At 60.0% G+C, this 25,145-nt stretch carries 21 protein-coding genes and 2 pseudogenes; 17 read left to right on the top strand and 6 right to left on the bottom strand.

The genetic code is table 11. From position 1 onward, the window contains the following. Positions 1 to 152: 152 nt before the first annotated feature. A pseudogene (locus J4G43_RS52990) lies at positions 153 to 404 on the bottom strand (DUF736 domain-containing protein); the annotation flags it as partial. Between the two features lie 456 nt (positions 405 to 860). Here J4G43_RS52990 and J4G43_RS52985 point away from each other — a divergent pair. Then, on the top strand, positions 861 to 2,204 hold the full coding sequence (locus tag J4G43_RS52985) for an IS1380-like element ISBdi2 family transposase (RefSeq protein ID WP_208084195.1): 1,344 nt from the start codon (positions 861 to 863) through the stop codon (positions 2,202 to 2,204). Positions 2,205 to 2,624: 420 nt separating this feature from the next. On the opposite strand, the gene J4G43_RS52980 is transcribed toward J4G43_RS52985, so the two are convergent. Continuing rightward, on the bottom strand, positions 2,625 to 3,911 hold the full coding sequence (locus J4G43_RS52980) for a hypothetical protein (RefSeq protein ID WP_208089757.1): 1,287 nt from the start codon (positions 3,909 to 3,911) through the stop codon (positions 2,625 to 2,627). A gap of 675 nt (positions 3,912 to 4,586) precedes the next feature. Beyond that, positions 4,587 to 5,855 (bottom strand): IS256 family transposase, encoded by a 1,269-nt coding sequence (locus J4G43_RS52975; RefSeq protein ID WP_038379337.1) that lies wholly within the window; start codon positions 5,853 to 5,855, stop codon positions 4,587 to 4,589. Between the two features lie 508 nt (positions 5,856 to 6,363). Here J4G43_RS52975 and J4G43_RS52970 point away from each other — a divergent pair. Both J4G43_RS52970 and J4G43_RS52965 read left to right on the top strand, forming a co-directional pair. Beyond that, positions 6,364 to 6,648 (top strand): hypothetical protein, encoded by a 285-nt coding sequence (locus J4G43_RS52970; protein WP_166350332.1) that lies wholly within the window; start codon positions 6,364 to 6,366, stop codon positions 6,646 to 6,648. Between the two features lie 276 nt (positions 6,649 to 6,924). Next, positions 6,925 to 8,193, top strand: coding sequence for an IS256 family transposase (locus tag J4G43_RS52965; protein WP_035716818.1), 1,269 nt, complete (start codon positions 6,925 to 6,927; stop codon positions 8,191 to 8,193). Between the two features lie 653 nt (positions 8,194 to 8,846). Here the strand turns inward: J4G43_RS52965 and J4G43_RS52955 are convergent. Further along, entirely contained in the window at positions 8,847 to 9,404 is a 558-nt protein-coding gene (locus J4G43_RS52955; protein ID WP_208089756.1) for a DUF6538 domain-containing protein, read from the bottom strand. On the opposite strand from J4G43_RS52955, the pseudogene J4G43_RS52950 reads away from it, so the two are divergent. Further along, a pseudogene (locus J4G43_RS52950) lies at positions 9,373 to 9,549 on the top strand (tyrosine-type recombinase/integrase); the annotation flags it as partial. The gene J4G43_RS52955 and the pseudogene J4G43_RS52950 sit on opposite strands and share 32 nt — an antisense overlap. A 630-nt stretch (positions 9,550 to 10,179) precedes the next feature. Here the strand turns inward: J4G43_RS52950 and J4G43_RS52945 are convergent. Beyond that, a complete protein-coding gene (locus J4G43_RS52945; RefSeq protein ID WP_208089755.1) occupies positions 10,180 to 11,523 on the bottom strand; it encodes an IS1380-like element ISBdi2 family transposase in 1,344 nt (447 codons plus the stop codon). A 275-nt stretch (positions 11,524 to 11,798) separates the two neighbouring features. On the opposite strand from J4G43_RS52945, the gene J4G43_RS52940 reads away from it, so the two are divergent. From J4G43_RS52940 to J4G43_RS52930, 3 genes are all read left to right on the top strand, one after another. After that, the gene (locus J4G43_RS52940) at positions 11,799 to 12,194 is read left to right on the top strand and encodes a hypothetical protein (RefSeq protein WP_166350336.1); all 396 of its coding nucleotides are present in this window, start codon (positions 11,799 to 11,801) and stop codon (positions 12,192 to 12,194) included. 2 nt (positions 12,195 to 12,196) lie between these two features. Continuing rightward, positions 12,197 to 12,400, top strand: a complete 204-nt coding sequence (locus J4G43_RS52935) for a hypothetical protein (protein WP_166350338.1) — start codon at positions 12,197 to 12,199, stop codon at positions 12,398 to 12,400. Positions 12,401 to 12,502: 102 nt separating this feature from the next. Continuing rightward, the gene (locus J4G43_RS52930; protein WP_208089754.1) at positions 12,503 to 12,811 is read left to right on the top strand and encodes a hypothetical protein; all 309 of its coding nucleotides are present in this window, start codon (positions 12,503 to 12,505) and stop codon (positions 12,809 to 12,811) included. Between the two features lie 1,034 nt (positions 12,812 to 13,845). Here the strand turns inward: J4G43_RS52930 and J4G43_RS52925 are convergent. Next, positions 13,846 to 14,130, bottom strand: coding sequence for a DUF3892 domain-containing protein (locus tag J4G43_RS52925; protein ID WP_224516986.1), 285 nt, complete (start codon positions 14,128 to 14,130; stop codon positions 13,846 to 13,848). Positions 14,131 to 14,319: 189 nt separating this feature from the next. Here J4G43_RS52925 and J4G43_RS55810 point away from each other — a divergent pair, with 189 nt between their 5' ends. From J4G43_RS55810 to J4G43_RS52875, 10 genes are all read left to right on the top strand, one after another. Next, positions 14,320 to 14,688, top strand: coding sequence for a polysaccharide biosynthesis protein (locus J4G43_RS55810; RefSeq protein ID WP_283258617.1), 369 nt, complete (start codon positions 14,320 to 14,322; stop codon positions 14,686 to 14,688). Between the two features lie 135 nt (positions 14,689 to 14,823). Then, on the top strand, positions 14,824 to 16,086 hold the full coding sequence (locus J4G43_RS52915) for a glycosyltransferase family 4 protein (protein WP_208089753.1): 1,263 nt from the start codon (positions 14,824 to 14,826) through the stop codon (positions 16,084 to 16,086). Then, positions 16,083 to 16,958 carry a dTDP-4-dehydrorhamnose reductase family protein gene (locus J4G43_RS52910; protein WP_166350344.1) on the top strand — a complete coding sequence of 292 codons (876 nt, stop codon included), beginning with the start codon at positions 16,083 to 16,085 and terminating at the stop codon, positions 16,956 to 16,958. The genes J4G43_RS52915 and J4G43_RS52910 overlap by 4 nt, the downstream gene beginning before the upstream one ends. A gap of 29 nt (positions 16,959 to 16,987) precedes the next feature. Continuing rightward, positions 16,988 to 17,998, top strand: coding sequence for a polysaccharide biosynthesis protein (locus J4G43_RS52905; RefSeq protein WP_166350346.1), 1,011 nt, complete (start codon positions 16,988 to 16,990; stop codon positions 17,996 to 17,998). Continuing rightward, a complete protein-coding gene (gene wecB, locus J4G43_RS52900) occupies positions 17,991 to 19,118 on the top strand; it encodes a non-hydrolyzing UDP-N-acetylglucosamine 2-epimerase (RefSeq protein ID WP_166350348.1) in 1,128 nt (375 codons plus the stop codon). The genes J4G43_RS52905 and wecB overlap by 8 nt, the downstream gene beginning before the upstream one ends. Positions 19,119 to 19,322: 204 nt before the next feature. Continuing rightward, positions 19,323 to 20,684: an acyltransferase family protein gene (locus tag J4G43_RS52895; RefSeq protein ID WP_166350350.1), complete on the top strand. Its 1,362-nt coding sequence runs from the start codon at positions 19,323 to 19,325 to the stop codon at positions 20,682 to 20,684. Then, positions 20,681 to 22,090 (top strand): lipopolysaccharide biosynthesis protein, encoded by a 1,410-nt coding sequence (locus J4G43_RS52890; protein ID WP_208089752.1) that lies wholly within the window; start codon positions 20,681 to 20,683, stop codon positions 22,088 to 22,090. The genes J4G43_RS52895 and J4G43_RS52890 overlap by 4 nt, the downstream gene beginning before the upstream one ends. A 32-nt stretch (positions 22,091 to 22,122) precedes the next feature. Continuing rightward, positions 22,123 to 23,040: an NAD-dependent epimerase/dehydratase family protein gene (locus tag J4G43_RS52885; protein ID WP_228411367.1), complete on the top strand. Its 918-nt coding sequence runs from the start codon at positions 22,123 to 22,125 to the stop codon at positions 23,038 to 23,040. Beyond that, positions 23,037 to 24,233: a glycosyltransferase family 4 protein gene (locus J4G43_RS52880; protein ID WP_166350356.1), complete on the top strand. Its 1,197-nt coding sequence runs from the start codon at positions 23,037 to 23,039 to the stop codon at positions 24,231 to 24,233. Before J4G43_RS52885 ends, J4G43_RS52880 begins: the two co-directional genes overlap by 4 nt. Before the next feature lies 1 nt (position 24,234). Then, a complete protein-coding gene (locus J4G43_RS52875; RefSeq protein WP_166350358.1) occupies positions 24,235 to 25,128 on the top strand; it encodes a glycosyltransferase in 894 nt (297 codons plus the stop codon). Positions 25,129 to 25,145: the final 17 nt, after the last annotated feature.

Genomic DNA, 25,145 nt, shown 5'->3' with positions numbered 1-25,145 from the left:
CGAGGCCCTTCCGGCCTCCCCATCAGCTATCCATGAAGGGATAGGCGGCACGATGAGGCAGCGCTTGTCGACTTTACGCGCGCGTTCAAAATCGTTTCTCACCGCCTACGGGTGAAGGCCCCGCCTCGCGGCGGGGCCACCTGCGCGGCGTCTTAGTCGCGACTCGGGCGAGACCAGATGAGCGAGTGGCCTTCCTCGCCGTCGACCTCGACCAGCGTCGCGTAGATCGGAGCCGGGAAGCTCGGGTCGTCCAGCTTGACCGAGTAGTACTCGCGGCCCGTGTCCTGGGACTTCTTCTTCCACATGGCGCCGAACTCGATGTTCGCGCCCGCGAAGATGCGGTAGTCCGGGGCCTTGTCTGAAGTGCGTTCGGCCGGAACGATCTTGGTCTTGACGGTGCCTAGCCCGTCTTATTCGCGAGAGGGCGCCTGAGAGGCTGGCGAGCGTGGTGTAAAGCGCTGATGCGGCGTAGGATTCGGTTGCGAAGCCACCCCATCACCTTCAACCGCGAACGCCACGCCCGCCATGACCGATGATACGATTTCAGACCACTATCGAGAAGCAAGAATTCAACACAAATAAAACCTCTGCCTCGCGCTCGATCTCTTCATGCTTGATAGTCTCGTTTCGGAGGCTGATCACCTACCGCGTCTAATAGGCCGCTCGCGCCGGTTTCTTTGGACGCGGCACGACCGCGACTCCACGTTTCGGCACAGAAATGATCGGGAGTCACTCAATCTTTCTTCAACTTAACCCGTCTTATTCGTAAGAGTGCGCCTGAGGGGTAAAGCGCTGATGCGGCGTAGGATTCGGTTGCGAAGCCAACCCCATCACCTCCAACCGCGAACGCCACGCCCGCCATGACCGACGATACGATTCCGCCCTTCTCGTTTCCAGCCGTTCACGCCAAGAAAGTCACAGCTGCCTTCGATGGTGGGCGCCTAACCTCGAACGGGGGCGTGATGCTTCTGGCGATGGCCGAGCGGCGTCTCGGTTTGGCCAACAATCTGGCCCGGGTGTTCCCGGATCGGCGCGATCCGACGCGGGTCGTGCACAGCCTGGTCGATATGCTCCGCGCTCGCATGTTCGCGATCTGCTGCGGCTACGAGGACGCCGACGACCTCGATCATCTGAGGTCCGATCCGGCATTCAAACTGGCCTGCGGACGGCTGCCGGACACGGGCCGGGATTTGTGTTCCCAGCCGACGCTGTCGCGGCTGGAGAATGCTCCGCGCCTGCGCGACGTGATCCGACTGACCTACATTTTGGTCGACGCATGGATGGATAGCTACCCCCACGAGCCGGCATCCGTCACGCTCGACATCGATGATACCTGCGACGTCGTCCACGGCCATCAGCAGCTCTCGCTGTTCAACGCTCATTATGATGAACGCTGCTTTCTGCCGATCCACGTCTACGACACGGAGAAGAGCCGGCCCGTGGCCGTCGTGCTGCGGCCCGGCAAGACGCCGGGCGGCGTCGAGGTGCGTGCCCATCTGCGCCGCCTGGTACGGCATATCCGGACGCGATGGCACAACACGCAAATTACGTTCCGTGGCGACGGGCACTATGCCCGGCCGGAGGCCATGGCGTGGTGCGAGACCAACGGCATCGACTACATCTTCGGTCTGTCCGGCACCAAGCCTCTCGCCAGAAAAGTCGACGAGGTCGCCGACGACATCCGCACGCGACGCGCCATCGAGAACCTGCCGGTTCTGCGTGGCTATACCGAGACGCGCCACAAGGCAAAGTCCTGGGATCGCGAACGGCGCACTGTCGCCCGTATTGAGGCGACGATGCTCGGCCTCGACATCCGCTTCGTCGTCACCAGCCTCGATGTCGGCTCGGCCGAGTGGATCTACGACAGCCTGTATTGCGCGCGCGGCCAAGCCGAGAATCTGATCAAGCTGCATAAGACGCAGCTCGCCTCCGATCGCACCAGCTGCCGTTCGGCGCTCGCCAACCAGGTCCGTCTCGTGCTCCATACGGCCGCTTATTGGCTGATGCTGACCGTGCGCGACGCCATTCCCAAAGCCCGGGAATTGGCCGCTGCCGAGTTCGCGACGCTGCGTCTTCGGCTCTTGAAAATCGCCGCCCGTGTCGTCGAGACCACGAGCCGCATTCGCCTTGCGTTTGCCGCGGCATGTCCCGAAGCCGACCTGATCTGCGGCTTGCCCGGCGCGCTGCTGCCGCTCGGTCCTTGACCGGCGGGGCGTCCGCCCCCGTTCGCCCAACCCATCCCTCAAGCGCGTTGCAAAGTACCGGTCGTCAGGCGGCGAAAAGCCGAAGGCAATCCTGTGCGCCTCGTCAGACAAGATGTGCGGCCGCATCAATCGGGCCCAAAAGCCGCACTCTCACGAATAGGACGGGCTAGATCGTGCACCGCAGTACTGCCACGGGATAGCATCCGTAAGAATTGACTCGGTGACCTGTGCATTATGGTTCGTTATTATGAAACCCTGAATTGAAACTGTGTATGTCACGCCGCTTGTATTCTGTCCACGCTACACCGGTGTAAAATTGCAACACTTGGCAGGGATTTTTGCGCAGCCGAGCGTAGAGGGAGGTCGTCTGGTTGGCGCGCAAAGGGCGAGCTGCTGGACAAGTTTATCTAGCGAATGGGATCATGTACCGGGGGCCTTGCCAGATTGCACGAACAGCACTCTCACCCCCGCCGCATAGCCCAGGAATAAGAAAACAAGGGAATCATGGCTAATCCGACCATGTGCCATCGCGAGTGTGACCACGAATACTAGTGCACACAGTGCGAACCGCGCTTCAGCGGTGCAATGAGCCAACCGCCATAGCGAAAAGCCTGCGAAAATAAGAAGCGCCACCAGAATCGCTGCTGCGATCCAGCCTAGCTCAACCGCTGCCTGCAAGATCGTATTATGAATCTGGCTGTCCTTTATGCAGGACTTACCCATGAAGTGATCCATGCCTATGCCGAACGGTCCGGCGCTGGGGAGAATGGCGAAGGCATCTAAATACAGCTGTTTCCGAATAGCGATCGAATCTTGCAGATCTATGATAGGGCACGATGTGCGTCTGTTGGTGCCGTTTTCGCCTGATTTCGCCTGGCCTTCTACGCCTTCATCGGCACGGATGGCGATCGGCGTGAGGGCGACGACCTGAGCGGGCACAGCAGCTGGAACATAGCTCGAAAATCTAGCGGCCAATTCTATACGAGCAACGTTCCCTATGATGACGCCAACGATCATGAGGCAAATCATTGTAGCTGCGTATCTCCTGCCATGGGCCGGGCTAGATAATAAAGCAAATGTGAGGGCGGCTCCGATCGCCACGAACGAAAATCTCACAAAGGAGGCCGCAAAAACCATTGTCAGCATGACGACTAGAATTCGTGCTGCGATAGCCTGCCGGGTTGTAAGTTTCATACAGACCAATGCAATCATCAGAAAGCCCAGACTCAAAGTGAATTGAAGCGTAGCCGCTCCAAACTCTCCGAATACAACAGGATGAGGCCTGCCATAGCTGTCGCTCCACTGTTCCGGGAGGGCTGGGATGGTCAGAACAGCGCCGATAATCGCGACTACCGCTGTGCAGAGCACAAAGCTTGGCGCGATCGCTTTGCTTCCAGCGAAAAACCGGGCGGACGGATAAGCAACCAACGAAAGTGCCAAGAGAGCAATTTCTTTAGGATCACTACGGATCTCGTTGACAGCAAAAGAGATCGCGATGCAGCAGATGAACATCCCGAACAGAAGATCGCAGAGATCGATAGTGAAGTTCGCCCGGCGGCTGGACAAGAACAGCGCCAACGTCGATCCGGCCATAAAGGCCGCTGTAAATAAAGATCCGGCGCCGGCAAATCCGTGAGCGAAAACCAGTATCGATCCGGTCGAGACGTAGAGCGAAAGCATAAGCCAACGATTGAAGATCGAAGTCATGGGACCCTGGGCCTTGGTCTTTCGGCGGCTGGGGAAAAGTCTGGCTCTGCGAGCCGGATGCGACGATCGAGCGCTTCGCGCGTGCGATGCGTCTCAGTCCACTTGATCCATTTGTCCCAAGAACGCAAGCCGGATCGCATATGCACATTTCTTCCTAGGCAAGCCGTCGAAAAAGCAAAAGAAGATGGGCGACGGCCTACGGTTCGAAATCGTATCTTGTTGATGGTAGCGAAACAGGGTCATCAGAAGGTGGTGAATGATATTTGGCAGGCAATCGTACCAGAAGACGGCCCCCGATCATCTGCTTCGGCGCTTTAGCCTCAGCTGGCCAGAGGTAAGTCCGGGCTAAAATTTCAGCATGAGTTTTCAGCATGAGCGAGGTTCATCGCGGCGCCGCGGCCGCGCGTTCCGCCGCCGGTGAAAAGAGTTTATGCCTCAAAGCCATTCGCCTTTGAGGTTATCGATAGGCCTGGTGGAACGTCTACAAACATCCTTTTCGAACCGACTGTAGGAAGAGAGCGTTCAGCTTTCATTCCTCATGATATAATATCCGGAAGTTTTCTAAGCGTCGGTTCGGATAAGCTGGGCGATCGAACGAGGTACTCATATTCCTTTTCTTATAAGCTGAATTGATTGGGCGCCGAGCTATGGCTGATTTTGGGTGACGCGGCCTGATCAGGCGGCGTGGCTTTCAGTGTTCGGAATGACTTCGATTCCGTCGATGAACTTTACACCGGCGATGACTTTCGGCAACTGGTTCGTGCTCTTCAATCGCCGCCAGGTCTTCGATGCGGCGTCGATGAGCTTGAACACCATCAGCTTCGCGGTTTGTTGCGACAGCGATCCCTTGGTCCGCACCGTTCGGTGGCGCACCGTGGCGAAGACGCTCTCGATCGGGTTCGAGCTGCGTAGGTGGATCCAGTGCTCAGCAGGGAAGTCGAAGAAGGCGAGCAGCGCATGGCGATCCTTGATCAGGCACTCCACCGCACGTCCGTATTTGACGTGGTATTTCTCGACGAAGACGTCGATCGCGGTTTCAGCTTCGGCCCGGTGTGGGGCCAGATAGATGTTCCGCAGGTCGTTCTTCATGAGGCCCTGCACGGATTTGGCGACCTTGTCGAGTACGTTGCTCACTTTATGGCACCAGCATCGTTGGTGCCGCGTGCCGGGAAAGGCCTCGTCCAGTGCCTTCCAGAAGCCGAGGGCGCCGTCGCCGATGGCGAGTTGCGGGGCAATCCGTAACCCGCGTTGCCGCAGGTCGATCAGGAGTTCGCGCCAGCTCTGCGCGCTCTCGCGCACGCCGACCTGGAAGCCGATCAGCTCCTTCTTGCCTTCCGGCGTGGTGCCAATCAGCACCAGCATGCATTCGCTGTGATCTTCCATGCGGGCCTGCAGGTACACGCCATCGGCCCAGATGTAGACATAGCGACGCGCCGACAGATCGCGTCTCTGCCAGCGTTCGTACTCGACCTGCCAATCGGCCTTCAGGCCGGCGATCACCGAAGGCGACAGGTTCGGCGCATCCTTGCCGAGCAGCGCCGAGAGCGCCTCCTGGAAGTCGCCGGTCGAGATGCCGCGCAAATAGAGGACCGGGATCAAGGCATCCAGGCTCTTCGTCCGCCGCGCCCATAGCGGCAGGATTGCCGAACTGAAGCGGAGGCGGTCGCCTGGCCCGCTCGCTCCGCGGTCGCGGACCTTGGGACGAGCGACCTCCACCGGACCGATGCCGGTCGCAATCTCGCGCACCGGACCGTGCCCATGTCGGACCAGGCGCGCTCGACCGTCGGGCAGCGTCAGATTGGCCGTGCTGGCCAGAAACGCGCCAACCTCGATCTCGATCGCCCTGGCAAGCAGGTCCCGCGCGCCGGCTCGAACGATATCGGTCAGTGGATCATCAACCGCGGACGGCTGACGGAAAGCAAGAACATTGGTAGTCTCGGTCATGGCGTATCGCTCTCCTCGAGAGGTTCTGGCAGGCTCGTCACCCGCCTCGATACGCCGCCTTCCTCACACCGTCATCACCCAGATTCCGCCATAGCTCTTGGGCGCCCCGGGATGAACTCACGCATGACCTTGTCGTCGATGTCCTCGACGGCTAGATGCCCTGCGTATTCCCTCAACCAAAAAGGAAACGGACCACTGCATGTGGCGAGTCCACCAGCCCACCTTCGGAGCGGAATAAAGCAGTGCGGAGTTCTTCTGTCCGTGGTGAATTGACCTGAACGTCACGTGGAACTTTGGACGTTTTTGCGATTTGCACACCAGCTTGAAGGCATACAGGTGAACGATGCTTCGTTGGTTTAGCTCAGATCACCAAAAGATCCGGGAGGATCGGAAATACCTACAGGCAAGGGCTCGCCGCCTTTTGCAGAGCTACCTAACATCCAATGAGAATTAAAAGCGCCAATACTACCAGGTTGTCGCTGGCGCAGCTGCAGGATGTCAGCCCGGAGTGACCGATCCCAGCTTACGAGATGTGAAGTTGGCTGAACAGAGTGCAGATGCGGCTATGAGGGTTGTCAAAGGGCGTGTTCGGCAGGCAAAGGATGAGCATGATCACTCGGCCGTACTGATCACCGATGCCTATGCAACCGTGGCCATTGCCTACCGCCGTGCTGCTGCAGTCTACATAGCTGACAAAGAAATGGAGCAGCTAGGGACCGCCGCTGTGCATCTGGTCACCATAGCGAATTCCTTTATGAACGCCCAATTAGAGCAATCAAGTGCAGAGGAGTGATCAGGGGGCCCCTCTACTAATCGATCACTCACCTCGTAGACGTCGCACAAACTGTCTTCCCTAAGCCGCTCGTAAGGCGTTCCCCGGTAGTCTATTGGACAACAAAACTGGGGGATGGCGCGCGCCTGGCATGTCTGTTGGATTGCGCATCGTTATCCTTCTGTGCTGCGCATGTGGTGGCGAGCTATGCGGGAAACTGGGTGATGACGGAATGAGATAGGCGGCGTATCGAGGCGGGTGTCGAGCCTGCCAGAACCTCAAGGAGAGCGATACGCCATGAACGAGCATAGCAACATTGTCCCACTGCGTCAGCCCGATGAGATCGACGATCCACTGACGAATATTTTGCGATCTGGTGCTCGGCAGCTGCTTGCGCAGGCTGTCGAGATGGAAGCCGAGGCGTTTCTCGCCGCGATGAAGGGCTTGAAGCTTCCCGATGGCCGCGACCGCCTCGTGCGGCACGGCCATGGTCCAGTGCGGACGATCCAGACGGGGATCGGCGCCGTCGAAGTCGCCCGGGTAAAGATTCGCGATCGCGCGGTGACCAGCGATGGCGAGCGGATCCGCTTCACCTCGGCGATCCTGCCGTTGTGGGCACGGCGCACGAAGAGCTTGGATGCACTTTTGCCGGTTCTGTACCTGCGAGGCATCTCGACGGGCGACTTCCAGGAGGCGCTGGCGGCGCTCTTGGGCAAGGATGCGCCGAATCTTTCTCCAGCGGTGGTTTCCAGACTGACGACGGAGTGGCAGCTCGAGTACGAGCGTTGGCAGAAGCGCGATCTGTCGGCGCGCCGGTACGTATACGTGTGGGCGGACGGCGTCTTCCTGCAGGCTCGCATGGAAGACCACAGCGAATGCATGCTGGTGCTGATCGGCGCGACGCCGGAAGGCAAGAAGGAACTCATCGGCTTCCAGGTCGGCGTGCGCGAGAGCACGCAGAGCTGGCACGAACTGCTCGTCGAGGCGAAAACCCGTGGGCTGAAGATCGCCCCGGAAATCGCCGTCGGTGACGGCGCGCTCGGCTTCTGGAAGGCGCTCGACGAGGTCTTTCCCGCCACGCGACATCAGCGGTGCTGGGTGCACAAAACCGCGAATATCTTGAACAAAGTCGCAGTGTCGGTACAGGCCAGCATGAAGAAGGATCTGCGCGAGGTCTATTTGGCGTCCAACCGAGCTTCGGCCGAAGTGGCGATCGATGTCTTTGCCGAGAAATACGGAGCGAAGTACGACAAGGCGGTCGAGTGCCTGACGAAAGATCGCGACGCAATGCTTGCGTTCTACGAATTCCCCGCCGAGCATTGGGACCACTTGCGGACGACGAATCCCATCGAAAGCGTGTTCGCGACGGTCCGGCACAGAACGGTGCGCACGAAAGGTTCGTTATCGTCAACGACTGCCAAGTTGATGGTGTTCAAGCTGCTCTGCGCCGCATCAAAGACCTGGCGGCGGCTGAAAGGCACAAATCAGTTGCCGAAGGTCATCGCAGGTGTCAGATTCGAAAACGGCATCGAGGTCATCCAAGTGCCGGAAAACCACGCCGCCTGATCGCCTCGTCACCCAAAATCCCGCATAGCTCTGTGGTGGCTGGGACACCGCAGGTGTCGAGTTTGGTCAATTGCCACGGCCCCAGCCTCAAGTGCAGGCCCCTAACCCCCGGACCGGCAGTGCGTCTCAACCCACGGCAGATTATGCCGATGAGCCTGATTCTGCATGAACTCGTCACCAACGCTTGGAAGTACGGAGCGTTCTCCAACGCTGAAGGGCTGGTCCACTGGGCTCGCGTGCGATGAACCATGCGTCCCCATTTGGGCTCCGGTATAGCTCGCGCCGGTCTGACATTTTTTCCTCCCTGCTGCTCCGGACACTGTTTGACGAACGCTTCGGGATGCGGAGATCAGTGAAAATAAGAAAGCTGATTTTCCGTAATGACGCGTTCAATGTTCTCGGACGTGCACTTGATGCGATACCCTCCGGCCTCTGGCGCTCTTTCTTCCAGCCCTCGAAGGCTTCGCGTAGCGTGCCTCCTTGTTGGCCCGTAGGAAGCTCAGGGAGCACGTAGGCGGATGGAGGCGTCTCAATCGGCTCACCCGCATTCGGTCTCTCGATGTCTCTGAGAGCGCGAACGTAGGCTGTTAGCACTGCCATGCCGAGCTTTCGGTACGACTGGCTCTTGCGGTCAACATTGAGTTGGAAATCACTCAGCAGCTCGTCCAGCTCTTCTCGGATGACGCTGATGTCGCCGCGAGCCAACGCGGGCGGGACGATGGCCAGCTCGTACTCGAGTGTGCAACGCGCTTCAGCACTTCGCGGTCCGACAAGCCAGCCTCTGGCGTTGCACCAACGGAAAATGAGGTTTGATACTCGATACCCGCCGCACTGAGCTGCTTCGCGATGCTTTGAAACAACGGCTCGGAGCCAGTGCCCTCGCGGCGCTCCTCCTCATCATTCGCCAATCTGGCTGCGTAGTATGCTTCCGCCATGCGCTTTATCTGCGCATCAGTCAGCGATGGAATTACGGGACGCTCCTTCAACAGCGCTTCTGCATCGGCAATCGTCCGGTCGAAGTCGGCAAGGACGTGCGTTGCGGCCACATTCGCCGCCTTGAGGTCTTTGGTCCCCAGTGACTTCTTTAGGAAGACTTGGCGACCACGGCCTGAATTGAGCACGCGCGCGACCGCTTTTTGAAGGCGTTCGGGCACCTTCCGCTGCGCATAGTAAGTCCCGTGTTCCTCACATTCGGGCCGAAGAACCTTCATTACGCGAGCCGCGCGGCTCGTTCACAAGGCAGGCGGCTCCCTAAGAGACGTGCAGCTCTTGGCTGGCCATCGCTCGATCCAAACAACCCAGCGATACATCGATGGTGACAGCGATGCCCAAAGGAGGCTCGTATCTTTGATCTAGCAAAGTCTCGATCATTGGCAGCGACGGGGCACTCTCGGTCCACCGGCGCAGCGGCGGTCAGGTACGCAATCGGCCTGATCGAGGCCATATGCCGCAATAGCAGTGGCCAACTCTCGTCCGCTCCTCAACTCAGTATCAGCTCGCCAGATCCCGACCTTCGTGAAATCGTGCGAGCTCGGGAAACGCCGCTCCTATTCAGCTGGATGGTCGAAACGTTCTCCTTCCAGGGAATTTCAGACAGAGTCGCTAAGTCGTACCTTCAGGCTCACGGCGGAATAACCTGGCAAGAGATCAGTCAGACGGCATGTGACCCAGCGTGCCATCTCCTGGACAGTTACTGGACCTACGAGAACTGCCGCTACGACAAGACCCGGCATGCTTGCAGCCATCTCAAACTTATCGACCGATGTCCGGTTCCGAAAGCTCCGCTCAGGAACGGTCACCTCAACCAAACCGCCTTTAGCCCGTCCTATTCGTGAGAGTGCGGCTTTTTGGCCCGATTGATGCGGCCGCACATCTTGTCTGACGAGGCGCACAGGATTGCCTTCGGCTTTTCACCGCCTGACCACCTGTACTTTGCAACGCGCTTGAGGGATAGGTTGGGCGAACGGGGGGCGGACGCCCCGCCGGTCAAGGACTGAGCGGCAGCAGCGCGCCGGGCAAGCCGCGGATCAGGTCGGCTTCGGGACATGCCGCGGCGAACGCAAGGCGAATGCGGCTCGTGGTCTCGACCACACGGGCAGCGAGTTTCAAGAGACGAAGACGCAGCGTCGCGAACTCGGCAGTGGCCAATTCCCGGGCTTTGGGAATGGCGTCGCGCACGGTCAGCATCAGCCAATAAGCGGCCGTATGGAGCACGAGACGGACCTGGTTGGCGAGCGCCGAACGGCAGCTGGTGCGGTCGGAGGCGAGCTGTGTCTTATGCAGCTTGATCAGATTCTCTGCTTGGCCGCGCGCGCAATACAGGCTGTCGTAGATCCACTCGGCCGAGCCGACATCGAGGCTGGTGACGACGAAACGGATGTCGAGGCCGAGCATGGTCGCCTCAATACGGGCGACGGTGCGCCGTTCGCGATCCCAGGACTTTGCCTTGTGGCGCGTCTCGGTATAGCCACGCAGAACCGGCAGGTTCTCGATGGCGCGTCGGGTGCGGATGTCGTCGGCGACCTCGTCGACTTTTCTGGCGAGAGGCTTGGTGCCGGACAGACCGAAGATGTAGTCGATGCCGTTGGTCTCGCACCACGCCATGGCCTCCGGCCGGGCATAGTGCCCGTCGCCACGGAACGTAATTTGCGTGTTGTGCCATCGCGTGCGGATATGCCGTACCAGGCGGCGCAGATGGGCACGCACCTCGACGCCGCCCGGCGTCTTGCCGGGCCGCAGCACGACCGCCACGGGCCGGCTCTTCTCCGTGTCGTAGACGTGGATCGGCAGAAAGCAGCGTTCATCATAATGAGCGTTGAACAGCGAGAGCTGCTGATGGCCGTGGACGACGTCGCAGGTATCATCGATGTCGAGCGTGACGGATGCCGGCTCGCGCGGGTAGCTATCCATCCATGCGTCGACCAAAATGTAGGTCAGCCGGATCACGTCGCGCAGGCGCGGCGCATTCTCCAGGCGTGACAGCGTCGGTTGGGAACACAAATCCCGGCCCGTGTCCGGTAGGCGACCGCAGGCCAGCTTGAATGCGGGATCGGACCGCAGATGATCGAGGTCGTCGGCGTCCTCGTAGCCGCAGCAGATCGCGAACATGCGCGCGCGGAACATATCGACCAGGCTGTGCACGACCCGCGTCGGATCGCGCCGATCCGGGAACACCCGGGCCAGATTGTCGGCCAAACCGAGACGCCGCTCGGCCATCGCCAGAAGCATCACGCCCCCATTCGAGGTTAGGCGTCCACCATCGAAGGCAGCTGTGACTTTCTTGGCGTGAATGGCTGGAAACGAGAAGGGCGGAATCGTATCGTCGGTCATGGCGGGCGTGGCGTTCGCGGTTGGAGGTGATGGGGTTGGCTTCACAACCGAATCCTACGCCGTATCAGCGCTTTACACCACGCTCGCCAGCCTCTCGGGCGCCTCTTACGAATAAGACGGGCTAGTAGTAAGCTCGGCGGCTTTCCTTCTCGCCTTGGTATTGCGGCTGGATTCGGAGCTCTTCGTCCAGAACGAATTCGAATATTTCGCCGCAGCGGCTCTATTCGGCCTAACCGTCAGCCTTGTCGGTTTTGCGCTTGGCATAAACCGGGGGGGTGTGGCGCTACGCCTCGCTGCCGGATCTTGTCGCGATCATGAAGGCAGCAACAGTTTCGGCGGCGGTCTTCATCGCCGCGCATTTCTTTTTCGTACGGCTCGAAGCCATCCCTCGCTCTTCGATCATTATCGCTTGGGCCTTCCTAGTCGTCTTCCTGGCAGCGACTCGCGCTGCCTACCGCCTCTACCGCAACCAACGCGACGTGCACCGCTTTACGGACGCTTCGGGCCGCCCTGCCAAGCGCGTTCTCAGCGAACGCGGCGACTTGGCTGAGAAATACTCGCCGCTGCGCTCAATTATCGAACGCGCGATCGAGCTGAAGTACGTCGACTCGGCCAAGCGGCCGGATTGGCGCCTTTCGGCAAGCCCGGCTCTGATTTATTCGGGGGTCTGACAATGAAAGCAAAGACGGTAACTGAAACGCGCGCAGAGATCCGCGGCATGGTCGCGAAGCTTGACGAGATCTGTAAAGCCGATGTGCGCAAGCACGCCGCCAAGAAGAAGCCAAGCCGTGGCGCGCGATTGCGTCAGGCTGAGGCATCGGTGAAGGACGCTAAGCCGCGCGACCGCCGCTTGGTGTTCAAGGAAATGGATCAGTAACGCCGCGCGCCGGTTGTTCCTTTCTACCGGCCGCGACAGGCGAGACGCGATCGGGGAACGTCGCGTCTCGCCACCAATCAATACAAAGCAGGGAATTATTTGATGAGAGATATTATCCAGAATCTGGGCTTTACCCCAACCATTGTGCCTGCGGTGCAGGCTGCCACGATCAACGGTACGAGCGTTGATACAAACGGCTTTGAATCGGCCGCGCTTGTCATCAACACTGGCGCGATCGTCGGCGCTGCAAGCTTCAGCGCGAAGTTGCAGGACTCCAGCGACGGCACCAACTTTACGGATGTTCCTGCAACACTGCTTGTCGGGGCGCTGCCTGGCGCGCTCGCAGCAAACAGCGCGTACAAACAGGGATACCTCGGTGCAATCCAAAGGTCGCGCCGGTCAATTAGTTAGCGGCGCGGATGTTGATGTGGTCGGCGCGTCGCGGGAACAGCCGCGTCGGCCCATCAACAATTCCGGCTAAGTCGCGCCTCGCAACGGATCGCCGGCCAGATGCCGGCGCGGTCTAACAACATGGCGCTGTGTGCGCAAACTACGCCCTTATCCGACACCGCACGACGGCGATGTAACCGCGCGCAGCGGACGCGAGGCTGTAGGTCAAGCGGATGGCTCGTTCTCGTTCAGTACATCCACAAAACGCGCGTGTAGCGTTATCTCATGCTTTGACCCGTCAAGCAGAACACGAAGGCGGTGGCGCGTTCCGCCAGATCCGAGAACAACGCCATGTCGGCCGACCATTCTGGGACCCGCCGCTGCGTTCACGATGATCCGCTGCCCTTTCACCATCTCGTTTTTGACGAGGGTGAGGTCCAATGGGTTCGGCAGGCTGCGTCTGTTTGGCGGAGGCATGGTGGAAACTTAGCGCCGCCGGACGCGACGCAAAACGTCTCGTCGTCGTACCAGGTGGTTTGCGATCAGCAGCCTGACAGCCAAGACGGCGAGCGCGACAGTAACAATCTCGCAGATCATTTGGACCTCGAAAGGTTCATTTACCTCACGAGATCATCAGATCGTCAAGCCTCGTTGTGTTGCGCGACGAAATCTACGTTCGACCATCGTTTGGAGACGAATTTCCCAACGACGACTTTCAACGCCAATTCGGCCAACTGCCGATCAAGCTAAAACGTCAGCTTGCGACGGCGCTGCCTGCGATCAGAGACTGATTGCCAAGTCACCGCCCTATCCTGGTAGTTGCTCTAGGGCATTCGTCCGGAGGATACGTTGCCCGGTCAGCTTCTCCCTCCCTTGAGGCTGGCCACCGAAGTTAGCGGCGCGTGGTAGGGACAGCGCCTCCTCGGTTCACGTCAAGGCGCCGAATCACGTTGCCGCTAGCTTCACCGGCAGCGCGGGCGCGATAGGGACAGCGTCGGCTACGCAGTCCGACGCCGAGTCGCGCCCGCACCGCCACGATCTGGGATCGATAAGCATCACGGACACTCAGGGAGGGAAAGGAGATTGTCCGGTTGAATTCCGTCCACTGTTGTCTTGATGTACTTGTGTCGGCCATCGGTGGCGACGATGACCTCGACAGTGACGCCTGATTCTTCGACGTAGTACTCCCACTCGCGGCTTTCGAGGTCTCGGATAGTCTTCTTAACGGATAGCTTCCATCGCGTTCCGTCTGAATTTACCCCGCCGACATTTTTGATTCTCTCGTGTGCGTTTCGCCTGTCAGTCTTGTTTATGCAACGGATGCGCACGCGTTTGGGCATGCGGGTGTCTCCCATCTGGGCAAGCTGTCGGACCAGCTTAGAGACTGGTCGAGGAGGAGGGACCCGCCGATTCTGGTAGGTGCCCCGGTTACTTGTCTGCGCCATTATCTGGGGCGCCTGGAAGAATGTGACCCTCTCAGGAGCAGGGTGGCCAGCCCCAGTCTTCGCGGACGGGCTGGCCACCATCGCTTGCCGCGCAATCTTACAGGGGAGCTATCCGGTTTTCGCCCCGACGTCGATATCAAGATCGTCTACACGGGACTGCGGCCGGGCGAAAAGCTGTTCGAGGAGCTTTTCGACCCCGGCGAGACACTGAGCCAGACCGGCGCACCCGGCATTCTCGCCGCCTCGCCCCGCTACATAGAGCGCGCGCTCATCACGCGCATCATCGACGACCTCCATCGGCTAGTCGAAAATCACGATGTCGCCGGTGCCCTTCGGCTGCTGCTGGCGAGTGAACTTGGCTTCACTCCGAATGCGGAGATTGCGGCAATGATGAATGCCGGCGGGTCCGATCGTGCGCGTCACTCGACGCTTCTTGAGGAAGGCGGACTATGAATAAACGTTCGTGCGCTGACTCGGCGATCGATCCAAGGGCGTTGGGGAAGACGTTTTCGACGAGCAGCAGCAAACAGGTCACCCTGATCAGCGCGACGACCGCTGTCGGCAAGTCCGCTTTAAGCCTGAAGTCGAATGGTAAGCCTGAAGTCGAATGGTCTGCGGGTCTTGGTTGTCAGTCAGCATTTCTGGCCAGAGAACTTGCGAATTAACGAAGTCGTTCTCTCGCTTCGTGCCTGCGGCGTGGATGTTGAGGTGCTGACCGGCCAACCCAACTATCCCAAAGGTGAAATCTACGACGGCTATAGCGCCACCGGTGTTGGATCGAAGCGACATCCGTTGGGCTATATGATCCACAGGGTTCCAGTCGTGCCGCGTGGTGGGGGCGGCGCTTTGCGCCGCATGGCGAACTATGGTTCGTTCGTCCTTAGCGCACTCCTCTTCGCGCCGCGGCTTACCCGCGGCAGACCATACGACGTGATCTTCGTTTATGCGATCTCACCGATTCTTCAGGGACTACCGGCAGCATTCCTGAAGCTTCTGAAGCGAGCGGCGCTCGTCATATGGGTACAGGATCTTTGGCCCGACAGCCTGGAATCGACCGGGTATGTCCGCAACAAGGCCGCGCTTGCCGCTGTCGCCGCCCTGACAGGCTTCATCTACCGGCGCGCCGATCTCCTGCTTGCCCAATCGCGTGGGTTCGTCCAGAAGATCCGGGAGTCGGCGGGGCGCCGTGTGCCGATCGCCTATCACCCTAATCCGGGCGACATCGCCCTGGTGGAGAGGAGCCCCGCCGCTCCGTCTTCGCTGGCGATGGAGCCAGACTGCTTCAATGTTGTTTTTGCCGGCAATCTCGGTTCAGCGCAGGCCCTTGAGACGGTCGTCGCTTGCGCTGAAACTATAGCGGATCCGTTGATTCGGATTATTTTCGTGGGTGCGGGAAGTCGCGCGACCTGGCTGCGCGAGGAAACCGCTCGGCGGGGCCTTCGCAATATCGAACTGGCCGGCCAGTATCCGGCCGAGGCGATGCCTGCGATTTTCGCTCAGGCCTCCGCACTGCTCGTAACGCTCCGGCGAGCCGATAGTCTCGCCTTGACCATCCCAAGCAAGATTCCCAGTTATCTGGCCGCCGCCCGCCCGATCATCGGCGCTCTCGACGGGGAGGGGGCGGACCTCATCCGCGACGCCGAGGCGGGACTCGCTGTTCCGGCTGAAGACTCTGCGGCGCTTGCCTCGGCCATACTCGAAATGCGAAACCTCCCTGCCGCGCGGCGCGAAGCGATGGGTGCTGCGGGGAGAGCCTATTTCGACCAGCATCTCGCTCCGGGGGCCTTGGCCCAAGATTTGGTGCGGCATTTTCATGAGGCCCTCGGCCGTTCGAGACAAGGCAGAACATGATAACGGAGAACTCGAACACAACGGTGCTCGTGCTTGGCGCGACCGGAATGCTCGGCAATGCGATGTTTCGAGGCTTTGCCGAAAGCGCCGGCTACCGTGCCTTCGGCTCGACGCGATCGAAAGGACTGCAGGCCTTGTTCCCAGAGGCGCTGAGGTCCAATCTCATCAGCGATATTGATGTCGAGAACGTCGATGCGCTCAGCAGGATTCTGACCGACGTCAGGCCGGACGTGGTGATCAACTGTGTCGGCCTCATTAAGCAGTTGTCGGAAGCCAAGGACCCACTTGCCGCGCTTCCGATCAACGCGCTTCTCCCGCACCGGTTGGCAAGGCTTTGCCGGCTGGCCGGCGCCCGCCTCGTCCACATCAGCACCGATTGCGTTTTCGACGGCGTCAGAGGCAACTATTCGGAGGAGGATCGGCCGAACGCGGACGATCTCTACGGTCGCAGCAAGCTTCTTGGCGAGGTCGATTACGAGAACGCAGTCACGCTGCGGACTTCAATCATCGGGCATGAACTGAATAGTGCTCACGGCTTGATCGGCTGGTTCCTGTCGCAGTCGAGTAGCGTCAAGGGCTTCACCAAAGCGATCTTCTCGGGGCTGCCGACCGCCGAGCTTATGGGTCTCGTCCGCGATTTTGTCCTGCCCGATCGTTCGCTTCGCGGCCTCTATCATGTATCGGCCGCGCCGATCAGCAAATACGAGCTGCTCAGGATCGTCGCTGATAATTATGGTCGGGCGATCGACATCGTGCCGGACGAGACGCTCGTCATCGACCGCTCGCTCGACTCCAGCCGCTTCCGCCGCAGGACCGGCTATCAACCGCCGGAATGGCCGGCTCTCGTGCGCATCATGCGTGATTTCGGCTGATTCAGGCTTTCGCGAGGATTGGAATGTCTATGTTCGCTGGCAAGACGCTGCTCGTCACGGGCGGAACGGGCTCCTTCGGCAATGCCGTTGTCGCACGTTTCATCAATACCGATTTTGCTGAGATCCGCATCTTCAGCCGGGATGAGAAGAAGCAGGAAGACATGCGGCAGTCGCTAAAGGACCACCGTCTGAAATTCTATATCGGCGACGTTCGGGACAGCGCTGCGATCAACGATGCCGTTCGTGGCACCGACTACATCTTCCATGCGGCGGCACTAAAGCAGGTGCCGTCCTGCGAATTCTATCCGCTGGAGGCCATCAAGACGAACGTCCTAGGCGCCGAGAACGTACTGCGGGCCGCGATTGAGAACGACGTCCGGCGTTGCGTGGTCCTGAGCACGGACAAGGCTGTCTATCCCGTGAACGCCATGGGCCTTTCCAAGGCGATGATGGAAAAAGTGATGATCGCCAAGTCACGCCTCACGGACAGCAGCAAGACGGTCGTCTGCGCCACGCGCTACGGCAACGTCATGGCATCGCGCGGCTCAGTCATCCCGCTGTTCCTGGAGCAGATCCGGCAGGGCCGTCCTCTGACCGTGACCGACCCGAAGATGACGCGCTTTCTTATGTCGCTCGACGAATCGGTCGATCTGGTGCTCTATGCCTTCGCGCATGCAGGGCCCGGTGATATCTTCGTCCAGAAGGCGCCGGCCTCTACGATCGGTGACCTCGCCCGGGCGATCCGTGAAGTTCTGAACTCTGACAACCCGATCCGTGTCATCGGAACCCGGCACGGGGAAAAGCTATACGAGTCGCTCGTATCACGGGAGGAGATGGTGCGCGCGGAGGATCTCGGCACCTACTACCGTATCCCAGCGGACTCGCGGGACCTCAACTACGATAAGTATTTTACTGACGGCATTCGCGAGGTCTCAGACGGGACAGACTATACTTCGCATAACACCCGTCGTCTGGACGTTGAAGAGATCAAGGAAGTCCTATTGCGGCTCGACCTCATTCAGGAAGCCGTGCATGCTTAAGGTCATGACCGTTGTTGGAACGCGGCCGGAGATCATCCGCCTGTCCCGCATCATCGAGACGTTCGATGCGCATTTCGCGCATGTCCTGGTCCATACTGGGCAGAATTACGACTACGAACTCAACCAGATCTTCTTTACCGAGCTTGGCATCCGCACACCCGACCAATTCCTCGAGGCCGCAGGCGAATCCGCTGCCACGACGATCGGCAAGGTTATCATTGCGGCCGACGAGGCGATGGAGGCACATCGGCCGGATGCGCTTCTCGTGCTTGGAGACACCAACAGTTGTCTCGCCGCGATCGCCGCCAAGCGCCGGAAAATTCCGATCTTCCACATGGAGGCAGGCAACCGTTGCTTCGACTTTCGCGTTCCGGAAGAGATCAACCGTCGCATCGTCGATCACACGGCGGACATCAATCTAACCTATAGTCAGATCGCCCGCACCTATCTCCTGCGCGAGGGCTTTCCGCCCGATCAGGTGATCGTCACCGGCAGCCCGATGCGCGAGGTTCTGACACATTACCGGGCGGGGATCGAGAATTCCGACGTGTTGAACAGGCTCGGGCTGTCCCCTGGGCACTATTTCATCGTCAGCGCGCATCGGGAAGAAAATGTCGACTCGCCTGAGCGGCTCGGCATGCTCATTGACATCCTAACGGTCCTTGCCACGAGGTACCACGAGCCGGTTATCGTCTCCACCCACCCGCGCACGCGCAAGTGCATAGACGCCCTCGGCGTATCCTGCCCTGTCAACGTCCATTTCGAGAAGCCCTTTGGGTTCCTGGACTATGTGAAGCTGCAATGCGAGGCGCGCGCCGTTCTGTCGGACAGCGGCACGATAACCGAGGAAAGCGCGATCCTTAACTTTCCGGCGCTGACCTTGCGGGATGTGCATGAGCGCCCCGAAGGTGTCGAGGAAGCTTCCGTGATGATGACGGGTCTGAATGTCGAGCGCGTTCTCGGCGCGCTCGCGATCCTCGAGGGGCAACCGCGAGGCCGCGACCGGCTGCTGCGGATGCCGGCGGATTACGAGCCCTGCAATGTTTCCGATAAGGTGTTACGCATAGTCCAGAGCTATACAGAGTTTGTAAATCAGCGCGTCTGGAAGAAGACGGACTGACAAGCCAGAGCAGGGTATGGTGATCCGTAAGCAGTTGCGCTAGGCACGGGCAGCGTCGAAGCCGTCGACCTTTATTGAATTCCGCTCGGCAGAGCGCTTCCGCGTCGCGATGAAAGGTTCTAGAGTTCCAAGACGTCTCGATGGTGATGTGCAAATGCGAGCTTCAAGTATGCCATTATGGAAAGGCAAGGGGCGGAGAATCTGATGCCGGCGGATTCTATTGCAGACGGGCCGCACGTTCATCTCATTCCATATCCAGCTTGGGTCCGCACCGAGCCGCGAAATGCCGATATTGAGGCTCTGCGTGGCTATGCAATCTCGATTACAATCATTGCCCATCTCGGAACATTGGTGCCCGAATGGGGCGATTGGACTGGTTATTTTTGGCTAGGCGGGGGCGTGGACCTGTTCTTTTGTCTGTCCGGATTCCTAATCACGCGCTCACTTCTAGCATCGCTACAGACGTCCCCCGCTTTCGGCTGGTATGCGACAACCTTCTGGGTGCGCCGGATCTTTCGGCTTTTCCCCGCGGCCGTCTTTTGGTCGACGGTAGTTTTCTTTCTCTCGCTCGCCATGGGTGACTTGCCGGCGCTGGGGCTAACAAGCTCTCTGATTGATACTTGGACCGCAAGCTTCTTCAATGTTGTTAATTTACATATCTATTATTGTTACACGTATCTCTCCGATCGATGCTCTGGTAATGCCCTATGGCATTACTGGAGCCTGTCGCTTGAAGAACAGTTCTATCTGTTCATCTCGTTAAACTTATTTTTTGTCCGCCGTCCAAAATCGTTGATCATCCTTTTCCTCGCCGGCGCGCTTACGCAGGCATGGATCCAACGGCCTTGGGGTGGCTTGCTCTGGTTCATTCGCAGCGACGCACTCTTGTTCGGTTGCGTGACAGCGCTTTCGATGCATCACCAGATTGATGCCCGCATTCGCCAATACATGCGCGGGCACCGGCTCGTGGCGCAGGCTCTTCTCGGATTTTTCATGACGACGCTGATCGTCACAGCACGGGCACAGATCTCAACCCATTATATGGGACTGGTCTCGCTGTCGGCCGGCGCAATCGTCTTCATCGTCGCATCGGATAGTTCATACCTCACGAAGGCGCGGTGGATGGAGTGGATTGCGCGCTACGCAGGATCGCGATCGTACTCGCTTTATCTAGTGCACCTTCCCACTCTCGCCCTGACGAGGGACGCGACTCTGTCGCTGGCATCAACTATGCTTGAACGCGAAAATGGACGCATGATCACTCTTCTGGTCGCGATTGTGGCCGCGCTCGCGCTGGCAGAGATTTCGTATCGGTTCCTAGAAGAGCCGTTGCGCCTCTTCGGACGCCGGATTACGCAGCGCCGATCGGCGTTCTCGTTATCTCTCTTGTCGCGCAAAGTGCCGGTACATAGCATCATCGCAGGTTGCTTCGTGCCAACTGAAGACGAAAAGCAGCAGGAAGTTGTCAGGCAGGAGCGGAATCGAAGTGGCATGACCCTCGATCATGAAAGCGCCTCCAGCGTCTCCGATACACTGGCGCTCACGCAACCATTGCGCCAGGGATGACGGATTTGGCGCCGCTCACGGCAGGCGCGGAGACGCCGCCAGCAGTTCCAACCTTCCGCAGCGCCGGAGCGTCAGCGCTTTTCAGCCGCGGCGTCGTCATTATCGCGGGATTTGGCAATTCGCTCCTTCTTCCACTCGTGCTGAATCAACGAGGCATCGGACAATACTTTCTAGCGCAGTTGATTATCGCTGGGCTTGCGACCTTCTGCCAACTGGGCTTTACCTTTTCCATTCCGAGCCAGGTGACGGACGCGGTGGCCCGGAAGGATCTAGGACGGGCGCGAGGTCTGGCGGCAACGATCTTGTGTTTCTCGACTGGGCTCGGAGTGATCGTCGTCGTCGTGGTAGTCGCAGCGTCTCCATGGATCGTAGAGTTCCTCGACCCGGCTGATCGGGCCACCTGGATCGCCGCGCTGCCGATCATCGCAGCGATCGGGTCCTTGGCCAGTCTGACGGCCGTCATAGTCGAGCTTCTGCGGGCGGTGCATGCCGTCCGGGCCGCCGCCAACTTGGCCGCGCTGGCCAGCATTTTCGCCGCCGCCTATGCCGGCCTCGTACTGGCGATCGGGGAGCGGGCGACGCTGAGCGGCGCCCTGTTTGCTATCCTCCTTGGATCGGTAGGAAGTGTCACGCTTGGTCTCGCGCTCTTCTGGCTGCGGTCTGCCAACTGGCCGAGATCCGCGCACAAGCCTGCGCAAGCCACTGCGGTACTGCGTGAGACGCTTCCCAATCTATTCACGACGCTTGTCCTATTCGGTCTTGCAAATCTTGACATGCTCATTCTCGGCAGCCTTGGCAGCATGAATGAGGTCGCCCAGTATGGCCTGGCGCTGCGCTTTTCCGCCCTGATGGTGATGCCTCTCGCAATTGCGAATGCCGCCGCTGCGCCGCTTGCAGTACATGCTCGATCGACAGATGACATCGCAACCCTCTACAGCATCCTGGCGCGCGTCGTATTTGGAGGTGCCGGCGTAGCGGCGGTGCTTTATATCGGCTTTGCGGCTGTCGGCTACGGCTTCATCGCGCTCTGGAATGCGAATTACCAGGACGCCTACTGGCTAACTCTCCTGCTCGGACTGGGTAACGTGCTTCACGCCTGCGGCGGGGCGGCTGGCGTCCTATTGATGATCTGGGGTGATCAGAGTCGCGCTTTCATGATCGTGGTCGGCACCAGCGCGGTGACGATTATTCTGTGCCTCCTCGGCTATCGTTTTGGGGGCGTGTTTGGACTAGCCGTTGCTGCCGCTTTTGGGAATGTGTCGCAGGTTACCTGCTTTGTCTTGCGGGCGCGTGCCCGGTTCGATGTAGATCCTTCGCTTCCAGGTCAATGGCGGGCCAGTTTTGCCTCGCGGGGGAGATGCAATCCACCGGTGGCCGCCTCTTCGGAGGGAAGGCTGAGACGATGACAAGTGCGCCTTTTTCGCAAGGCGTTCCCGAGGTGGTCGTCCTCGGCGGCACCGGCTTCGTGGGACGCGCTCTCGCCGAGACATGGCCGGCCGTTCACCGGCGTCCGCGTTATCTCGTGCATCGCTCGTTTCCCCGATGGCTGTCCGATTCCGGCATCAGGGTGCAGCGGGTCGATCTCGACGATCCTTCCGAGGTACGGGCGGCGCTGGCAGGCGGCAATGTGCTCATCAACCTTCTGCGCCCTGACGGTCGGGGCTGGTATCCGAACCTGCTGCGGCGGCTAGGTCCGAGCTTCGGGGACGTAGGCCTGCGCCGCTGCGTCCATGCGAGCAGTATCGATGTCTATGCGGGCTCCGCTCAGGGCCTAATTGACGAGGAAACCCCTGTCCGGCCGCTGTCGCGTTACGAGGAGGAGCACTGCGAAGCTGAGCGCAATATCGCGGGAGGCTTCCCCGAAGCAGCAATCTTGCGGCTTGGAGCGGTGTTCGGTCCGGGCGGACGCAACGTCGTAAGCTTTGCGCAGGAGATGGCGGATGCGTCATTCCCAAAGCTGGCCCTGCGCCGCGCGCTCTACGGCGAGCGGCGCATGCATCTGGTCAGTGTCGGGCTCGTTGCGCGCGCCCTTATACATTTTGCAGTCGACGTATGTGTTGACGCACCGACAGTGGTTCTGTTGACGCAAGACGACGATTCCGACAACAACTTCGCGTTTGTCCAGGATACCCTTGCTGAAAGCTTTGGTCGCCAACCGCTACGCAACGTGCCGGCTCTGCCTCCTGCCGCGCTGAGCCTCGCGCTCCGTTTGCGGGGCCTGCCGAGCCAAGCCGCGAGGCGGCGCTTCTCGGCCCAAAAGGCTAAGGGCTTTGGCTTGAGAGCGGACGGATTCGGCGAGGCACTGCGGAACTATGCGCGCATGCTCGCCGTAGACGCTGAAGAGCGCCACATATGAGGATCCTCCTTACTACCATTTCCTTGAGTTCGAAAACGGGCGGCGGCACCGCGGAACGGACCCGTCGGCTTGCGCGCCACCTTGCGGCTCAGGGACATCGCTGCATGCTGGCAACGATGGAGGATGGCGATCTTGCCGACGAACTGCGCAGCGCGGGGATGCCGGTCTATGCTTCGCCCGCAATCAAGTTGCGCTTCCGCGTGCCACTAATCCGCCCAGACAGGCTGGCTGAAGCCGTGCGCTCCGCGGACGCGATTCACATCCTGGGCTACTGGAATCTTTTGTCGGTCGCGACGGCCTTTACGGCGACCCGATTCCGCAAGCCCTATGCGTTCAGCGCAGCGGGCGAGTTCGTTGGCCTGGAACGGCCGCGGCCCATCGCGCGCGCGTTCCATGTGCTGCTTGGGAGATTCATGCTGCGCAACGCTGGTCTAATTGTGGCGATTACGCCCTTGGAGCGGATGCAAATCATCCAGCGTCTCGGACTGGCTCCTAATCGGGTCGTGGTCGTTCCGAACGGCGTCGAGCCTTCTCCATCGCCGTCATCAGGAGCTGCGGTCGCTCTGCCGGACGAACCATTTATCCTTTTTGTCGGCCGCCTCGCCGAGGTGAAGGGGCCGGATCTTCTCCTGAAGGCCTTCGCCGCTGTCGCTGCGGCTCATCCAGACGTCGCGCTCGTGATGGCGGGCCCCGACTTTGGTATGGGTGCGCAACTCCGGCAGGAGGCCGCTAGACGGGGCCTTGAGAGGCGCGTTCTCTTCACCGGCCATTTGGGGGAGGCCGACCGGACCGCCGCTTACCGGCGCGCGCTGTTTCTCGTGGTGCCTTCCCGAGCGGAAGCCATGTCGCTCGTCGCGGTGGAAGCGGGCGCGGCTGGGACCCCGGTGCTTCTCACGGACCGCTGCGGCTTCGACGAGGTCGAGACGCTTGGCGGGGGACAGGTGGTGCCGGCGACGGTCGAGGGGCTGCGCGACGGCCTAAGCGCGATGCTGAGTCGACGGTCCACCCTTCCGCAGGTCGGCGAAAGGCTGCGCCTCCATGTAGAGCGGAGCTATATTTGGACCAGCATCGTGGCCCAGCTTGCATGCCATCTCAAATTCCTTGTCGAAGGGGCCTCCGGAGAAGGAACGACGACATTTGCGCCATCGCCGCCCACGGGGGATGACGACTCGACTGCGAAGGACACGAACTAGAATGCGGTCGAAAGTCTCAATCGTCGTGCCGGCCTTCAACGCCGCCGACTACATCGTCGAAACAATCGATAGCCTCTTGGCCCAGGACTATCCCAATCTTGAGATCGTCGCAGTCGACGACGGCTCGACCGACGCGACGGGCGTGATCCTCGCGCGCTACGAGGGCCATATCAGGCTGTATCGCCAAGCCAATGCCGGCCAGAGCGCGGCCATGGCGACGGGCTGGGGTATGACAAATGGCACCTTTATCGGCTACCTAAGCGCGGACGATCGGTTGAAGCCCGCCGCCGTGCGACGCTGTGTTGAGGAGCTCGAGGCGCGGCCCGACGCGATTCTCGTTTATCCGGATTTCGACCTGATAGACGAGTGCTCGCGGTTGCTTCTCACGGTCGAGCCGCCGGACTTTTCGCGCCGCGCGCTTTTTGGAGAGCTTCACTGCCTGCCGGGACCTGGCGCGCTCTTCCGGCGTGCGGCCTACGAGAAGGCCGGACCGTGGCGGACGGATCTGCGGCAGATTCCTGACCTCGACTTCTTCTTGCGTATGGCGCTCGAAGGCGACTTCTATCATCTCTCGGAGGTGCTCGCCGAGTTCCGTATGCACGCGCAGTCGACGACCTATCGGGCCGTTCCATTTGAGCGCGGGGAGGAGCCACTGATGGTAATCGATAGCCTCTTCGCGCGCCCAGATCTTCCCGCGGACATTCGGCGGTGGGAGCGCTCGGCCCGGGCCAATGCCGACCTTCTGTCTGCGGCGATCCACGGTCAGTCCGGTCGCGCCGGCGTCGCTATCCGGCGTCTTCTGGCGTCTTTTGCCTATCCTCAGGCTGCTATTTCCCGCAAGACTCTGGGACACGCCATCACGATTACCCGCGGCGTGTTGAGACGCCGGAACTAACTCGACGAGCGCGGCCA

The organism is Bradyrhizobium barranii subsp. barranii, from assembly GCF_017565645.3.
GTDB classification, from domain to species: domain Bacteria; phylum Pseudomonadota; class Alphaproteobacteria; order Rhizobiales; family Xanthobacteraceae; genus Bradyrhizobium; species Bradyrhizobium barranii.
The sequence above is the reverse complement of the archived record's forward strand: the minus strand, read 5'-3'. Positions and strand labels throughout refer to the sequence as shown.